Raw genomic sequence first — 15,475 nt, forward strand, 5'->3', positions numbered from 1 at the left:
CCTATTTCCCTATAACCTATCTACTGCGATTTTTCACTAAAAAGAATGTTATTCCATACCGATTTTTGTGTATCAATAAACCCTTGTGATAACGTGCCGGGCGATTGTTTAGCCTTTTTTATCAGCGTGAGTGAATCTTCATATTTTGCAAAATCGACGTTAAAACTAAGGCTATTTAAGCCCCAAAATAAAATATCATTACTATTAGTTAAACCCAGCATTATCGCTTGTTCAACCAAATTGTGACATTGGCGAACAATATTATGAGCAAGCGGTAAACCTTGTTCGCTTTCTCGTTTAGTGCGACTATTTGCCCAGGCAATAACCAGTGTTTGAGTCAGCTTTAAATGCGTTAATGAATCAACCAACGCACTGCTCCAGTTTGTATTCGTCGCCTCATCTTTAACCGTAACTGAGTAAGGCGTTAAGCGACCATGATGAATAGAAGGATAATAATACCCCTCAATTCCAGATAATTGCGCTGATAAATTATTTTGATCTGGGTTAGTTGCAACCTGCTGTAAAAACTCCATTCGAAAGGGTTCAAAAAACGGGTAAAAAAGTTGTTGCATTTTGCCAGCGATATTATCGCCGATGGCAATAATTTTATCAGCCAGCGCCTGCGGCGCAAGGTCACTAATAATAACCGCACAAATATAGCGCTTTGGCCATAAACACTCTAGCGACGCTTGGCTAATAATATCGGTGACGATTTCATTTTCAAGATACACAGCAGGCTCAGCAAGGGTAATTAATGTTGGGCATACCTTTGTGTCATAAGATAAATCACTGCGTAACACTTTGGTGATATTTTTATCACCAAAGGTTTTAACTAATGAGGGACTTGAAAGTGGACTTTCATCTGCTAAAGCCGCCAAATTATCAACTAGTAAATAGCGATATTGAAAAAAATGAGTATGGTTATTTACTCTATTTAGCATATTAACTCATCTCTGCGCAGCGTTTAACTGAAAGCTCACTTAGTTTTAATTCAATATGTTCTGACTCGGCTGTCGCCGGCCCCATTTTTTGCATCGCAGCCGCTTTAATCGTTACATTAGAGCTAGTACCAAGCTCGATACCTGACGGTTCAACTTTAATATAAGTGCCACCACTAACTAGCAAAATCTCTTTACTTGCTGTGATGGTAATATTGCCATCAACACTATCAATTTTAATATCTTGCTTAGCCGCAATATCCATCGCGTCGTTTTGCGCTTGCACTTCAACTTTGCCTTGATTGGCAAATAGCTTTATGCCCGCTTTATGGGCGAATATACCAACCGCCTCTGATGACGCTAAGGTGATGTTTTTTAGTGCGCTAATATCAGTTTGCTGCTCACTGGTTAAGCTAAGGCTGTTACTACTTGATAACTGAATATTTTCATCACTGGTTAAGGCAATGCCGGCTGGCGCATAGGCAATAATGCCCGCCTGCGTTAGCTGTTTGAGTGCGCTTTGTAGCTCGGCTTGGCTGCTCGTATCCGCTTGGTGCGCCTGTGCGGTGCTTGCCGCATTTTGTAGCGCTTTAGCGATAGATAACGCATTTTCAAGCTGGGTGATAGCGCCTTGCATATCAAGCTGCTGGCCTTGGGCTTTCGGTTCGCTTTGCGCGGTTAGGTATAAGCCTTTGTTCGCGCTAATTGCGCCCCATTCATCGGTGCGTAGCTCAAAGCCTTCACCGCGCTGCTCTTTATTTTGGTTAACTAAGTGCCCGATATTGAGCTGAGTTTTACCGTATTCGGTTGCAAGTTTAATATGCTCTTGGCCGCGCTTATCATCCATACGCAGTTTATTATTGGCCGGCGTTCTAAGCACATTGCGGTGTTTGTTGGCGGTGGTGACGTGGTCAGGGTGGTTACTGTCATGTAAGCTGTGGGCAATATACGGCCTATCGGGATTGCCCCCCGTGAACGCAATAGCAACGCCAGTACCATCGATTAATGGAAAGTGGAAACCGTAAGTATCCCCCGCATAGGGCTTAGCAAGTCGTACCCATAAACTTTCTTCACCGCTGCGCCAGGTTTTTAAGTCAAAATCAAATTTAACCCGGTAACGGCCTTGGGTGTCAATATAACCATAGGTGTCATTATCAGGGCTCGTTACCCGTGCAGGTAGTGTGCCACTCACTTGTGGCCAAGGCAGGGGCTGTGGGCGATACGGCTTTAATACGTTGTAGGGAATAGCAGTAAATTGTATTTGATACGACTCACTGCGGTCACCGTAGGACTCAGTCGATAAGATAACAATCCCTTCACTAATGCCATTCATCGGGCTACCGGTGACAATGATGCGTTGCCCAGGAGTTAAGTGGTAGTCATTACATTTACCGCTGATAATAATTTGGTCACTAATGTGCTGCTGATGGCGGATAGCGGCATACCAACTGCCGCTTTCAATAATACTGATATCACCTTTGCTTTTAAAGTGCTCACCATAGTGGTAATCAGTGCCTGAGGTGGTGGTCACTTTTGGCTGGCTGTTAACCAGCGAGTACATATCAGTTTGTGCCTGACGGTAGTTATCGTCTTGCACCATCACTTGACGTGGCACACTGTGACTTTGAAACTGTAAATCCCACACACTATCACGGGCTTTATCAACCATGCTACTTGGTAAGGTGTAAGCAATGCTCCCCGCATCGTCAAAGCCTTGCTCGTAATCACTGAGTACCAGCACATCGCAGTGATGCTCGCTATGGCTTTCAAAGCGAAACCATATGCCAACATCGGCAAGTAACCGCTGAATAAACGCAAGGTCACTTTCTTGCCACTGGGTAATAAACTCGCGCGCTGGGTAGCTGTCTTTAAGCTCTAGGCGGTAATCAACGCCGGTAAAACCATGCCGGCGCAGCACCTCTTCAACCACGCTAACCACGCTTTGGTTTTGGTAAATCGCGCTGTAATGGTCGTTTGCAAACAGTGCCAGCCGTGGCTGCAAGACTACCCGATAATGGGCTTCGTCTTTATTAACCGATAACTGACTAAACTCGGTAACAACGCCATATAAGGTGCGGTTTGTTGCCGGTTTATCAAGGGAGCTGATTTGCGTAACTTGCGGGGTAAAATTGGGGGCTAAAAAAGCCAGTGACGCAGATTGGCTGAGCGCCGAGCTAATACGAATTTGTTTATCACGGCTGGTGAAGGTGATGGCATAATGCCATGGCTGATTAAGCTGCTCATGACCTTGGATTGATAACACGGATATCGGTGATAGCATATCGGTAATACTTAAGCTATAACGATTATTACGTCCGCCGATTAACTCACTGGCGAATGTATTTAAGGCATGACTCAGCTCTGTGGCCATGGAATACTCCCTTCATCCAGATAACATCTTATGTTATTTATTTTAAGATTATTTATTTTTATTTGGTGCATTTTAACACGATAATTTTTTTTGACTATTACCTAATTTGCTAAGTTGCTAACGTTAATCGCGTTTTTGTTCAAAAAAAAGCCGACGGTTAAGTCGGCTTTTTAAGGTAGATGACGTTAATTAATTACTTTTTTTTTGCTTTAGCATTTGGTAAATCAGTAATTGAACCTTCAAATACTTCAGCGGCAAGCCCAATTGACTCATAAAGTGTTGGATGCGCGTGAATGGTTAATGCCATATCTTCAGCATCACAGCCCATTTCAACAGCTAAACCAATTTCACCAAGTAGTTCACCGCCATTAACACCAACAACGGCGCCACCAAGTAGACGGTTGGTTACTTTGTCAAAAATTAATTTGGTCATACCATCAGAACAATCTGACGCGATAGCGCGCCCTGATGCCGCCCACGGGAACATCGCAACTTCGTAGTTGATTCCTTTAGCTTTGGCTTCTTTTTCAGTTAAGCCAACCCAGGCAACTTCTGGCTCAGTATAAGCAATCGATGGGATTGTTTTTGGATCAAAGAAGTGGTTCTTACCGGCAATAACTTCTGCCGCAACATGACCTTCATGTACACCTTTGTGCGCAAGCATTGGCTGCCCAACAATATCACCAATTGCATAAATATGCGGTACGTTTGTATGCATTTGTTTATCAACTTCGATAAAACCACGATCAGTCACCGTGATCCCCGCTTTTTCTGCATCAATTAATTTTCCGTTTGGTGTACGACCAATGGCAACTAATACGGCGTCATAAGGATGGGTTTCAACGCTACCATCTTTTTTCTCCATTGAGACGTAAATGGCATCCTCTTTCGCTTCAACCTTAGTCACTTTAGTTTCAAGCATTAAAGTGAATTTTTTCTCGATCTGTTTGGTAAAGACTTTGATAATATCTTTATCTGCAGCAGGAATAACTTGATCAAGCATCTCAACAACGTGGACTTCAGAGCCAAGTGTATGGTAAACCGTACCCATTTCTAACCCAATAATACCACCGCCCATTAATAGTAAGCGTTTTGGAATTGTCGTTAATTTTAGTGCATCAGTTGAATTCCAAATACGAGGATCTTCATGTGGAATAAAAGGCAATTCAATTGGTCTTGAACCCGCTGCGATAATTGCATTATCGAAATTTACCGTGGTTATTCCCTCAGCCGTTTTAACATCCATACTGTGACTACCCGTGAATTTTGCTTCACCTTGTACCACATTAACTTTACGCATTTTTGCCATACCAGCAAGTCCGCCTGTTAATTGGGTGATCACTTTTTCTTTCCAGCCACGAACTTTATCTAAATCAAGTTTTGGTGTACCAAACTCGATGCCGTGCGAAGTTAATGATTTAGCTTCATCAATGACTTTTGCAACGTGCAGTAATGCTTTAGATGGAATACAACCAACGTTTAAGCATACGCCACCAAGTGTTGCATGACGCTCAACTAGCGTAACATCAAGACCTAAATCAGCGGCTCTAAAGGCTGCCGAATAACCGGCAGGCCCTGCTCCTAACACTAAAACCTGTGTTTTTACTTGTTTTGTCATCACTATCCCCTTATTACATCACTAAACGACGTAGGTCGGATAATACGTTAACGATATGGCTTAAGAATCTTGCTCCATCAGCACCATCAATCACGCGGTGATCAAATGATAATGATAAAGGTAACATTAAGCGAGGCGTAAACTCTTTACCATTCCAAACTGGTTTCATGCTTGAGCGAGAAACCCCTAAAATACCGACTTCAGGTGCATTAACAATTGGAGTAAATGAGGTCGTACCAATACCGCCAAGGCTTGAAATTGTAAAGCATCCACCTTGCATATCGCCACCCGTTAATTTACCATCACGCGCTTTTTTCGAGATTGCAGCAAGTTCGTTAGATAACTCAACAATACCTTTTTTATTAACATCTTTAAATACGGGTACAACTAACCCATTTGGCGTGTCAACGGCAACGCCGATATTAATATATTTTTTAACAATTAGCGTTTGTACATCTTCAGATAATGAGCTGTTAAAGCGTGGATATGCTTCTAATGCGCTTGCAACCGCTTTCATAATGAAGACTAATGGTGTTATTTTTAGATCTTTTTTACGTTTTTCAGCTTCAAGATTTTGCTGTTTACGAAATGCTTCAAGATCTGAAATATCAGCTTCATCAAATTCAGTAACATGCGGGATCATAACCCAGTTACGGTGCAAGTTAGCGCCCGATATTTTTTGAATTTTCGTTAATGGTAACTCTTCAATCTCACCAAATTTACTAAAATCAACTTTTGGCCATGGTAATAATCCTGGGAATGAACCACCCGTATTACCACTTTCAACTTGTTTAACCGCGTTTTTAACGTAAGACTGAATATCTTCACGTAAAATACGTTTTTTAGGTCCTGTTGCAGAAACTTTAGCAAGGTTTACACCAAATTCGCGCGCAAGGCGGCGAATCGATGGCGTTGCATGTGCATAAGCTTCATTATCAACAAAGCCGCTGCTTGCAGCTGGCGCAGGTGCTTTGCTAACTGGCGCTTCGCTAGCGGGTGCTGATGCTTTTTCGCTAGCAGCTGGCGCAGGCGCCGCACTTACACTCACAGCTGTCGCTGCTGTTTCAAATTGCATCATGCTAGCGCCAGTTTTCACTTTGTCGCCAACATTAATTAAAATGGCTTTAACTGTGCCGGCAATTGAAGCAGGTACTTCCATTGAGGCTTTATCACCTTCAACAGTAATCAGTGAATCATCTATTGCAACTTTATCGCCAACTTTGACTAAAATTTCGGTTACTTCAACTTCATCACCGCCGATATCAGGCACGTTAACATCAACAACTTGGCTTGCACTAGTTGCAGCAGGCGTAGCTGCGCTAACCGGGGCTTTAGCAGGCTCAGCAGAACTTGTACTCCCATCTGCACTGTCAAATACCATTACATCAACGCCAGTGGTCACTTTATCACCCACTTTAACGCTAATTGATTTTACAATTCCGGCTTGTGGCGCAGGAATTTCCATCGATGCTTTATCACCTTCAACCGTCATAATTGATTGATCTGCATCTACTTTGTCACCGACATTAACTAAAATTTCGGTTACTTCAACTTCATCACCACCAATATCAGGTAATTTAATTTCAATACTCATTGTTATCACCTCTTATGCAATACGTGGATTAGCTTTTTCTGCGTTAATATCGAATTTTTTAATTGCTTGTTCAACAACTGATTTTTCGATATCACCTCGTTTTGCAAGCTCGCCTAATGCTGCAACGACCACATAATTTGCATCAATTTCAAAGTGATGACGTAAATTAGCTCGGCTATCACTTCGACCAAAACCATCAGTACCAAGAACTTTGTAAGACTCAGCTGGAACATAAGCACGAACTTGTTCTGCAAATAGTTTCATATAATCAGTTGATACAACGGCTGGCGCATCATTCATTATTTGAGTAATGTAAGGGACACGTTGTTTGTCAGTTGGGTGTAACATGTTCCAACGCTCACAATCTTGACCTTCACGAGCCACTTCAGTAAATGAGGTAACACTATATACATCACTACCAATACCGTAATCATTCGCAAGAATATCAGCCGCTAAACGTACATGACGTAAAATTGCACCAGAACCTAATAACTGAACGGTTGGCTGGCCATTTTTAGCTGCAATACTGTCAAGTTTATAGATCCCACGACGAATACCTTCTTCAGCGTCTTTAGGCATTGCAGGTTGTTCGTAGTTTTCATTTAGCGTTGTGATGTAGTAGTAAACATTTTCTTGTTCGCCATACATACGACGTAAACCATCTTGCATAATAACCGCAACTTCATAAGCGTATGAAGGGTCGTAAGAGATACAGTTAGGAATAGTTAGTGATTGAATATGGCTATGACCATCTTCATGTTGTAAACCTTCACCATTTAACGTTGTACGACCAGATGTACCACCGATTAAGAATCCACGTGCTTGCTGATCGCCAGCTGCCCATAATAGATCGCCAATACGTTGGAAACCAAACATCGAGTAATAAATATAAAATGGGATCATCGGGCAGTCATTAGTGCTGTATGATGTTGCAGCTGCAAGCCATGAAGCGCCTGCCCCCATTTCATTGATCCCTTCTTGTAAGATTTGACCTTTTTCATCTTCACGATAGTAAGCAACTTGCTCTTTATCTTGTGGGGTATATTGTTGGCCGTTAGGGCTGTAAATACCGATTTGACGAAATAGTCCTTCCATACCAAATGTACGTGCTTCATCCGCTAAGATTGGCACTAAACGTGGTGCTAAATCTTTGTCTTTTAGCATGATGTTAAGTACACGCACGAACGCGATAGTGGTTGAAATTTCTTTATTTTGAGCTTCAAGTAATGAGCTAAATTCGCTTAATGCTGGAATAGAAACTTTTTCAGTAAAGTTAGGTAAACGTGAAGGAACATAACCTTTTAACGCCGCACGACGTTCGTGAATATATTTATATTCAGGGGTGTGTTCTTCAAATTTAATATATGGTAGTTTTTCAATCGCATCATCAGTAACGGGAATATTAAAGAAGTCACGCACATGACGCACGCCATCCATATTCATTTTTTTAACCTGATGCGCAATATTTTTAGCTTCAGCAGCATCACCCATACCATAACCTTTGATAGTATGCGCTAAAATAACTGTTGGACGACCTTTCGTGTCTTTTGCTTTTTGGAAAGCCGCAAACATTTTCGCAGGATCTTGACCACCACGATTTAAACGGAAGATTTCATCATCAGACATATCTTTAACAAGTTCAGCCGTTTCTGGATATTTACCAAAGAAATGCTCACGAATATAAGCACCATCTCTTGATTTAAACGTTTGATAATCACCATCAAGGGTTTCATTCATTAAACGAATAAGTTTACCTGATTTGTCTTTTTGTAGTAATTTATCCCAACGATTACCCCAGATAACTTTGACAACGTTCCATCCAGCACCAGCAAAAATCCCTTCAAGTTCATTGATAATTTTACCATTACCAGTAACAGGGCCATCTAGGCGTTGTAAATTACAGTTGATAACAAATGTTAGGTTATCAAGTTTTTCACGCGTTGCAACGGTGATTGCACCTTTTGATTCTGGCTCATCCATCTCACCATCACCTAAGAATGCATATACACGTTGTTCAGTCGTATCTTTAAGTCCACGATGGTTTAAATATTTTAAGAAACGCGCTTGATAAATTGCACTAATTGGACCAAGGCCCATTGATACTGTTGGGAACTGCCAAAATTCTGGCATTAATTTAGGGTGCGGATAAGACGGTAAACCTTTGCCGTGAACTTCTTGACGGAAGTTGTCAAGTTGGTCTTCACTTAAACGGCCTTCAATAAATGCACGCGAATAAACGCCTGGTGCAATATGACCTTGGAAATAAACCAAATCGCCGCCATCTTTATCATTGCGAGCACGGAAAAAGTGGTTAAAACAGACTTCATAAAATGTCGCTGCTGACTGGAATGATGCCATATGGCCACCCAAATCGAGATCTTTTTTAGATGCACGTAGCACTATCATCATTGCATTCCAACGAACGATAGAACGAATTCGTCTTTCAAGTTCCCAATCACCTGGATAAGCTGGCTCATCTTCTACAGAGATGGTATTGACATAATTACTCGTTGAAGAACCAAATAATAATGGCACGCCGCCTTGGCGAGCTTGATTAACGATTTGTTCAATAATATATTGTGCTCTTTCAGTGCCTTCCTCTCGAATTACTGACTCAATACTCTTGAGCCAATCTTGTGTTTCGATAGGATCGATATCATTCATTTGCATGTCCGACATATTTAAACCTCTTTTTTGTTATAAAAAATGCAGCGCAATTTGCGCATTTTGCATTACGTGTGTTTATAAACATAAATTATTTTTGACAGTCTGCCACTTACCTTGCTAAAGGTAAAGCTTACCCACCCAATGAAAGGAATGTTAATTCCTATCAAATTAATCAACTATTCCAATATATATGAATTCGATACTTTTATCTATATGATATATTTGAATTTTTAAAAATTCAAATATAAATTTATATTTAAGCCCCTTATTGCCTTATGCGCTTTATATTGTCAATCGCTATTCGTTTTTGTTATATTCGGCAACAAAACCATAATATATACACAACTGAAATCAAGATGCTTGATTTTTTAGTTTGAACTTTAGCGTTGTTATAAGCAGCGTAACTAGAGGTTTCGCCTCTTGCTTCCGTGTCCTGAAATCCCGTTACTTTTGATTTCCAGCGCTATTTTCGAGTATTTTAATTGGTTATGAGTATAAATAGACTAATATTGGCGACATTATAAATAGTTGATGACTTCTTAGCAGTAATTTATGTTTGCGAGTAACAACGATTTTCATCATCGATGAGATAAATGTTTTATTATTGATAATACCACTCAATTATGCAGGATAAATAGGTCGTGATATGGATAAACCCATTGTCAAAAATTTAGGATTGAAACCCTATTTGCAAACTTATGAGCGCATGCATCAATTTAGCCAAACGCGCAACAGCCAAACACCCGATGAAATTTGGTTAGTCGAGCACCCACCCGTTTTTACTCAAGGGAAAGTAGGTAAAGCCGAGCATTTATTGCATACAACAACGATCCCAATTATTCAAACCGATCGTGGTGGGCAAATTACTTATCATGCGCCCGGCCAACAAATTATGTATATTTTGTTAGATCTAAAACGCTTAAATATTGGAATTCGTGATACCGTTGGTTATTTAGAAAATAGCGTTATTGCAACATTAGCTAACTATAATATCGTTGCTATGACCAAAGAAAACGCCCCTGGGGTGTATGTTAATGGTAAAAAAATTTGTTCGTTAGGCCTACATATTACACGCGGCTGCACATTACATGGCCTTGCGTTAAATATTGATATGGACTTAACACCTTTTAATAATATTAATCCTTGTGGTTACGCCGGGTTAGAAATGACGCAGATGAAAGATTATATCGGTCAAATTAATCAACATGAAATTGCAAATTTCATGGTAAATGAATTTATCACACAACTTACATCAGGCACCAAATAAGAGACTATGCCAAATATGACCAATACCAATGTTGAGCCCCATAATGTTAGAAGTTCAAAATATCGTGATGCAGATAAAACAAGGCTAATTCCTTTAGTTACGGTTGATGATAATTCAGTATTAAAAAAACCTGATTGGATGAGGATAAAACTCTCTGCGCAAACTGAAAATATTGCACATATCAAAAATACCATGCGTAAACATGGTTTACATTCAGTGTGTGAAGAAGCTTCTTGCCCAAACCTTGCAGAATGTTTTAATCATGGCACGGCAACATTTATGATTTTAGGTGATATTTGTACTCGCCGCTGCCCATTTTGTGACGTTGCTCATGGCCGCCCACTACCGCCTGATCAACAAGAGCCTGAAAAACTAGCTAAAACAATCCAAGAGATGCGATTACGTTATGTGGTTATCACATCCGTTGATAGGGATGATTTAAAAGATGGTGGCGCGAGTCATTTTGCTGATTGTACACGTGAAATTAGAGCCTTAAGCCCCAATATTAAGGTCGAAACATTAACACCTGATTTTCGTGGCTGTATTGATGATGCGGTGGCAATTCTTAAAGATAATCCACCTGATGTCTTTAATCATAATCTTGAGAATATTCCGCGTTTATATAAAAAAATTAGGCCTGGTGCAAGTTACCAAGGCTCACTTGAGTTACTGGCTAAATTTAAAGCTGCGCACCCAACTATTCCAACTAAATCAGGCTTGATGGTCGGCCTTGGCGAAACCAATGAAGAGCTGATTCAAGTACTTAAAGATTTAAGGGCTAATGGCGTTACTATGTTAACGTTAGGTCAATATTTACAGCCAAGTAAGTTCCATTTGCCAGTTGAGCGCTATGTATCGCCTGACGAGTTTAATGAACTTAAGCAAATTGCCTTAGATATGGGCTTTACGCATGCGGCATGTGGCCCATTTGTTCGCTCGTCATATCATGCTGATTTACAGGCACAAGGTAAAGAAGTGAAATAAACCTTCGTTATTTTTTTGTTGTAACATCGTAATTTAGTGTAAAAAATGGTGTTATTACTGTTGGCATTTACAATTATCCAAGCTATTAATCACAATAGCTTGGATTTTTTTTGATGATTAAAATGTGATTTATTATCGTTTTATTTTAATTTTTTATTGACTAAGATTAAAGTTAGTATAATCTATCGTCACTGCTTATTTTTCATTTTATCAATCATAAGGAATTAATATGAACACCCGCACACGTCTTAATCGCTATAGCTACTTTATGGCTTCATTAACCTTAATACCACTCATTTGCGTTATAGCCGCTTGCCTTTCGCCAGTATTATTCTATTTTTTTAATACAACAAATATTGGCCTTGAGTCAGGTGGTTATTCGCTCTTTATCGAAACAGTTGTCGATGTTGACCCAACGACACTAAAGATATGGCAGGCAACTTTAGCAACGATCCTTGATACGTTACCTATTATAGCTTTAGCATATGCATTTTATCAGCTACGACAACTTTTTATCTGTTACAGCAACGCTGATTATTTTTCGTTACAAGCCGCTAAACACTGTTATTATTTTGGCCTATTTTTAGTATCGTGGGTTATTTTAGGTATGTTATTTGAGCCATTACAATCACTCATTTTAAGCTATAACCTAACTGAAGGGCGTTATATTTCTGTTTCGTTAACCAGTGAAGATATTCTTACCTTGTTCCCGGCAATGAGTATTATGCTTATTGGTCAGATTCTTAAAAAAGCAACCGAACTTGCAGAAGAAAATAAACAATTTGTATAAGGAAGACAAATATGCCCATTATTATTAATTTAGATGTGATGCTTGCTAAAAGGAAAGTAAAATCAAAAGATTTAGCGGCGAGCATTGGCATTACAGAGCAAAATCTATCACTACTAAAACAGGGTAAAGTAAAAGGATTTCGGCTTGCAACGCTTGAAGCTATTTGCCAATACCTTAATTGCCAACCTGGTGATATTTTGGAATATCAGGCATTAGATCAGCCAATAGAATAATAGCACGGCTAGCAACATAGATCGCTTCGCTATTTAGGTAATTTTAGTATAAAATTAGTGATAATTTGTTTCTGGAATATTGCAACTATGAAAAAATTTACCGTTGTTTTTTTATCTGCGCTAATGCTGATCCCGCAGATATTTGTACCAGTAATTGCCAATAATAATACAACTCTACCGGATATTGGTACAGCGGCGGTAACAACCCTTAGTATCGGTCAAGAAATTGAGATGGGCGATTATTATACTCGCCTACTTCGAGCAAGTGCCCCGATAATTAATGATCCAATGTTAAATGAGTATATAAACTCATTGGGTAGTAAATTAGTTGCTAATGCCGATTCGGTACATACCCCTTTTCACTTCTATGTTTTACAAAGCGATGTACTCAATGCTTTTGCTTATTTTGGCGGTAATATTGTTGTACATTCTCGTTTGATAGTAGATACCGATACCGAAAGCCAGCTTGCTTCGGTTATGGCACATGAAATCGGCCATGTTACCCAAAGGCACTTGGCTAGAGCCATGGAATCGCGTAATAAAAACAGCCCTTATATTTGGGGGGCAACATTAGGATCGCTACTGCTTGCCTTAGCAAGCCCGGAAGCTGGAATGGCGGCAATTTCAGGCACGATGGCGGGCTCTGCTCAAAGCCAAATTAGTTTCACCCAAAGTAATGAGCAAGAAGCCGACCGAGTGGGGCTAAGAACGCTAACTAAAGCAGGGTTTGATCCTTATGCCTCGGCAGATTTTTTACAAAAATTAGCCGACGAAACACGTTTTATGTCTAAACCACCAGAAATGTTATTAACTCACCCATTACCCGATAGCCGTTTATCTGATATTCGTAATCGCAGTAATCAATATGCTAAAAAAACAGTTCCCTCATCGTTAAATTATTATTTAGCGAAAGCGAGATTAGTTATTTTGGTTGGCAATAACAAAAACGCTGCGCAGATTTTATTACAAGATTATCAAAAGCTAAATAATCCTAGGGCAAATATTGCGCTAGGCTATGCGAGTGCGTTAGTTGACTATCGTGGTAAAAATTATGTCGGCGCTAAAACTAAATTGCAGCCTTTACTTGATAAAGATCCTAATAATATTTGGTTTATTGATTTAATGACAGATATTGATTTAGAACTTAATCAGAAAAAAGAAGCAATTAATCGCCTTTTAGCCGCAATAAAAGTTAATCCAAGTAGTAGTGCATTACAAATCAATCTAGCAAGTGCGTATATTGAGAACAAAGATTATCAAAAAGCGATAAGCTTATTGCATCGTTATACTCATCAATATAGTGATGATATCAATGGCTGGGATTTATTAATGTCAGTTTATCAGCAGCAAAGACAGCGCGCTCAAGAAATGACGGCCAGAGCCGAAATATTGGCACTACAAGGTCAATTTCCACAAGCGATAACGCTATTAAAAAATGCCAAGAAACAAGCGCAAGATAATCAATTTACACTGGCTCGAATTGATGCGCGCATTAATGAACTTGAGCAATTACAAACGCGTTACGCCCCTTATAAGCGTCAGTTAGGTTAATTGAGGTAAAAATGTTAGTAGGACCAATTATAAATGGCGCCGCCATCGCTATTGGCGGTATTTTAGGCGCAGTATTAGGTAGATATATTCCAGCAAGAGTACGTGAAGCATTACCGATGACATTTGGCTGCGCGTCAATGGGCATTGGTATTGCACTTATTATGAAAGTAAACTCAATCCCTGCGGTGGTACTTTCAATGCTGCTTGGCTCACTAATTGGCGAACTTTGTCAGCTTGAACGAGGCATTGAAAAACTGGCTTTAAAATTGCGTAAATTTGTCGACAAACCCAAACCGGATCAAGTGTTGATAGCCTCTAGAGAAGACTTTGTTGAAAAATATGTGGCATTAGTTGTGCTATTTTGTGCCAGTGGCATGGGTATTTTTGGATCATTAACCGAGGGAATTTCTGGCGATCCCTCACTATTGATTGCTAAAGCATTTTTAGATCTATTTACTGCTACAATTTTTGCCATTACGCTAGGTTATGCGGTGTCACTAATTGCTATTCCACAGTTTATCATTCAAACCATATTGTTTTTTCTTGCAATTATTATTCAGCCGCTGATTTCAGCAAATATGTTCGCCGATTTTTCAGCTTGTGGCGGTATGATTATGTTAGCAACGGGTTTTAGAATTTGTGGTATTAAATCGTTCCCGGTTGCCAATATGCTATTTTCGCTATTAATCGTTATGCCAATTTCAGCTTTTTGGATTACGTTATTTTAATTGGCTAGGCAAAAATTAATTGCCGAATTATTTCGTTTTTTTAGGCTATGCCATATTAGTATCGTGTTTGTTCGGTCGCGTATTTTAGCGTTTTTATCTATGACATTTTGCGCCACTGCGCGGAGCGCACTTCCTGTGCGACCTCGCTTTATCGGTCATCCCTGCCCGATAGGCTAACGTGCACGCCATCCTCAACATTATTTAACGGTCGAAAAAAGGTCAACCCATTTATTACCTTGATATTGACCTTGTTCTTTAATTTCGACCGTTTAGATAACAGTTACGTCGATATCACTGAATAGACTCGCCTCAATATTACCGTTATTGGCAGATCGAGAGCGAGGTTGTTAGGGGAAGGCGGTATTCCCCTAACCGGTCACTAGTAGCGTTGCTGGAATATCCACACCTTTTCATACAAAAAATTAAAGGGTACTTGTTTGCTAAATTTAACGGGAGGCAAATAGCCTAACGAAGAATGTAACCGCATATGGTTATACTAATAACCATATGCAGTAAATGCTTGTTGTAGCATTGTTGTTGTCATGAATTCTTCATCTTTTACAAACTCCGTTTTAATCGTCTTAAATGTGGCTTCCGCAACGGCATTATCGTAAGGACAGCCTTTTTTACTTAATGAACGTTGAATATTAAACGTCTTAAAACAATCATCGGGTAGCTGATTGTCAAATTCTTTCCCTCGGTCTGAATGGAATTAATTTAGGCTTGATAATGGC

The 15,475-nt window shown here is 39.8% G+C and carries 10 protein-coding genes and 1 pseudogene; 6 read left to right on the top strand and 5 right to left on the bottom strand.

Going from position 1 to position 15,475, the window contains the following annotated elements; translation table 11 throughout:
• Positions 1-20: 20 nt before the first annotated feature.
• The 5 genes and pseudogenes from RHO14_09640 to aceE all read right to left on the bottom strand — a co-directional run bounded on the left by RHO14_09640 (position 21) and on the right by aceE (position 9,200).
• On the bottom strand, positions 21-941 hold the full coding sequence (locus RHO14_09640; GenBank protein WVD70615.1) for a hypothetical protein: 921 nt from the start codon (positions 939-941) through the stop codon (positions 21-23).
• Between the two features lies 1 nt (position 942).
• Complete coding sequence (vgrG, locus tag RHO14_09645; protein WVD70616.1) at positions 943-3,309, bottom strand: type VI secretion system tip protein VgrG; 2,367 nt, start codon at positions 3,307-3,309, stop codon at positions 943-945.
• A gap of 193 nt (positions 3,310-3,502) precedes the next feature.
• Positions 3,503-4,927 carry a dihydrolipoyl dehydrogenase gene (gene lpdA, locus RHO14_09650; GenBank protein ID WVD70617.1) on the bottom strand — a complete coding sequence of 475 codons (1,425 nt, stop codon included), beginning with the start codon at positions 4,925-4,927 and terminating at the stop codon, positions 3,503-3,505.
• A gap of 13 nt (positions 4,928-4,940) precedes the next feature.
• Positions 4,941-6,512, bottom strand: a pseudogene (gene aceF, locus RHO14_09655) (pyruvate dehydrogenase complex dihydrolipoyllysine-residue acetyltransferase).
• Positions 6,513-6,533: 21 nt separating this feature from the next.
• Positions 6,534-9,200, bottom strand: a complete 2,667-nt coding sequence (gene aceE / locus RHO14_09660; GenBank protein WVD70618.1) for a pyruvate dehydrogenase (acetyl-transferring), homodimeric type — start codon at positions 9,198-9,200, stop codon at positions 6,534-6,536.
• A 634-nt stretch (positions 9,201-9,834) separates the two neighbouring features.
• Here aceE and lipB point away from each other — a divergent pair.
• The 6 genes from lipB (at position 9,835) to RHO14_09690 (ending at position 14,741) form a co-directional block, all read left to right on the top strand.
• The gene (gene lipB, locus RHO14_09665) at positions 9,835-10,455 is read left to right on the top strand and encodes a lipoyl(octanoyl) transferase LipB (GenBank protein ID WVD70619.1); all 621 of its coding nucleotides are present in this window, start codon (positions 9,835-9,837) and stop codon (positions 10,453-10,455) included.
• A 15-nt stretch (positions 10,456-10,470) separates the two neighbouring features.
• Positions 10,471-11,439, top strand: a complete 969-nt coding sequence (lipA, locus tag RHO14_09670) for a lipoyl synthase (GenBank protein ID WVD72507.1) — start codon at positions 10,471-10,473, stop codon at positions 11,437-11,439.
• Between the two features lie 229 nt (positions 11,440-11,668).
• Entirely contained in the window at positions 11,669-12,229 is a 561-nt protein-coding gene (locus tag RHO14_09675) for a DUF2975 domain-containing protein (protein ID WVD70620.1), read from the top strand.
• 11 nt (positions 12,230-12,240) lie between these two features.
• Entirely contained in the window at positions 12,241-12,462 is a 222-nt protein-coding gene (locus tag RHO14_09680; GenBank protein ID WVD70621.1) for a helix-turn-helix transcriptional regulator, read from the top strand.
• A gap of 87 nt (positions 12,463-12,549) precedes the next feature.
• On the top strand, positions 12,550-14,013 hold the full coding sequence (locus RHO14_09685) for a M48 family metalloprotease (protein WVD70622.1): 1,464 nt from the start codon (positions 12,550-12,552) through the stop codon (positions 14,011-14,013).
• Positions 14,014-14,024: 11 nt separating this feature from the next.
• Positions 14,025-14,741 (top strand): DUF554 domain-containing protein, encoded by a 717-nt coding sequence (locus tag RHO14_09690; protein ID WVD70623.1) that lies wholly within the window; start codon positions 14,025-14,027, stop codon positions 14,739-14,741.
• Positions 14,742-15,475 lie beyond the last annotated feature (734 nt).

It is taken from the genome of Orbaceae bacterium lpD04 (genome assembly GCA_036251935.1).
GTDB lineage: Bacteria > Pseudomonadota > Gammaproteobacteria > Enterobacterales > Orbaceae > Orbus > Orbus wheelerorum.

Coding starts and splice junctions, on each gene's coding strand:
- vgrG (WVD70616.1), bottom strand. CDS start 3,309: ATGGCCACAGAGCTGAGTCATGCCTTAAATACATTCGCCAGTGAGTTA.
- RHO14_09690 (WVD70623.1), top strand. CDS start 14,025: ATGTTAGTAGGACCAATTATAAATGGCGCCGCCATCGCTATTGGCGGT.
- RHO14_09675 (WVD70620.1), top strand. CDS start 11,669: ATGAACACCCGCACACGTCTTAATCGCTATAGCTACTTTATGGCTTCA.
- RHO14_09685 (WVD70622.1), top strand. CDS start 12,550: ATGAAAAAATTTACCGTTGTTTTTTTATCTGCGCTAATGCTGATCCCG.
- aceE (WVD70618.1), bottom strand. CDS start 9,200: ATGTCGGACATGCAAATGAATGATATCGATCCTATCGAAACACAAGAT.
- RHO14_09640 (WVD70615.1), bottom strand. CDS start 941: ATGCTAAATAGAGTAAATAACCATACTCATTTTTTTCAATATCGCTAT.
- lpdA (WVD70617.1), bottom strand. CDS start 4,927: ATGACAAAACAAGTAAAAACACAGGTTTTAGTGTTAGGAGCAGGGCCT.
- lipB (WVD70619.1), top strand. CDS start 9,835: ATGGATAAACCCATTGTCAAAAATTTAGGATTGAAACCCTATTTGCAA.
- RHO14_09680 (WVD70621.1), top strand. CDS start 12,241: ATGCCCATTATTATTAATTTAGATGTGATGCTTGCTAAAAGGAAAGTA.
- lipA (WVD72507.1), top strand. CDS start 10,471: ATGACCAATACCAATGTTGAGCCCCATAATGTTAGAAGTTCAAAATAT.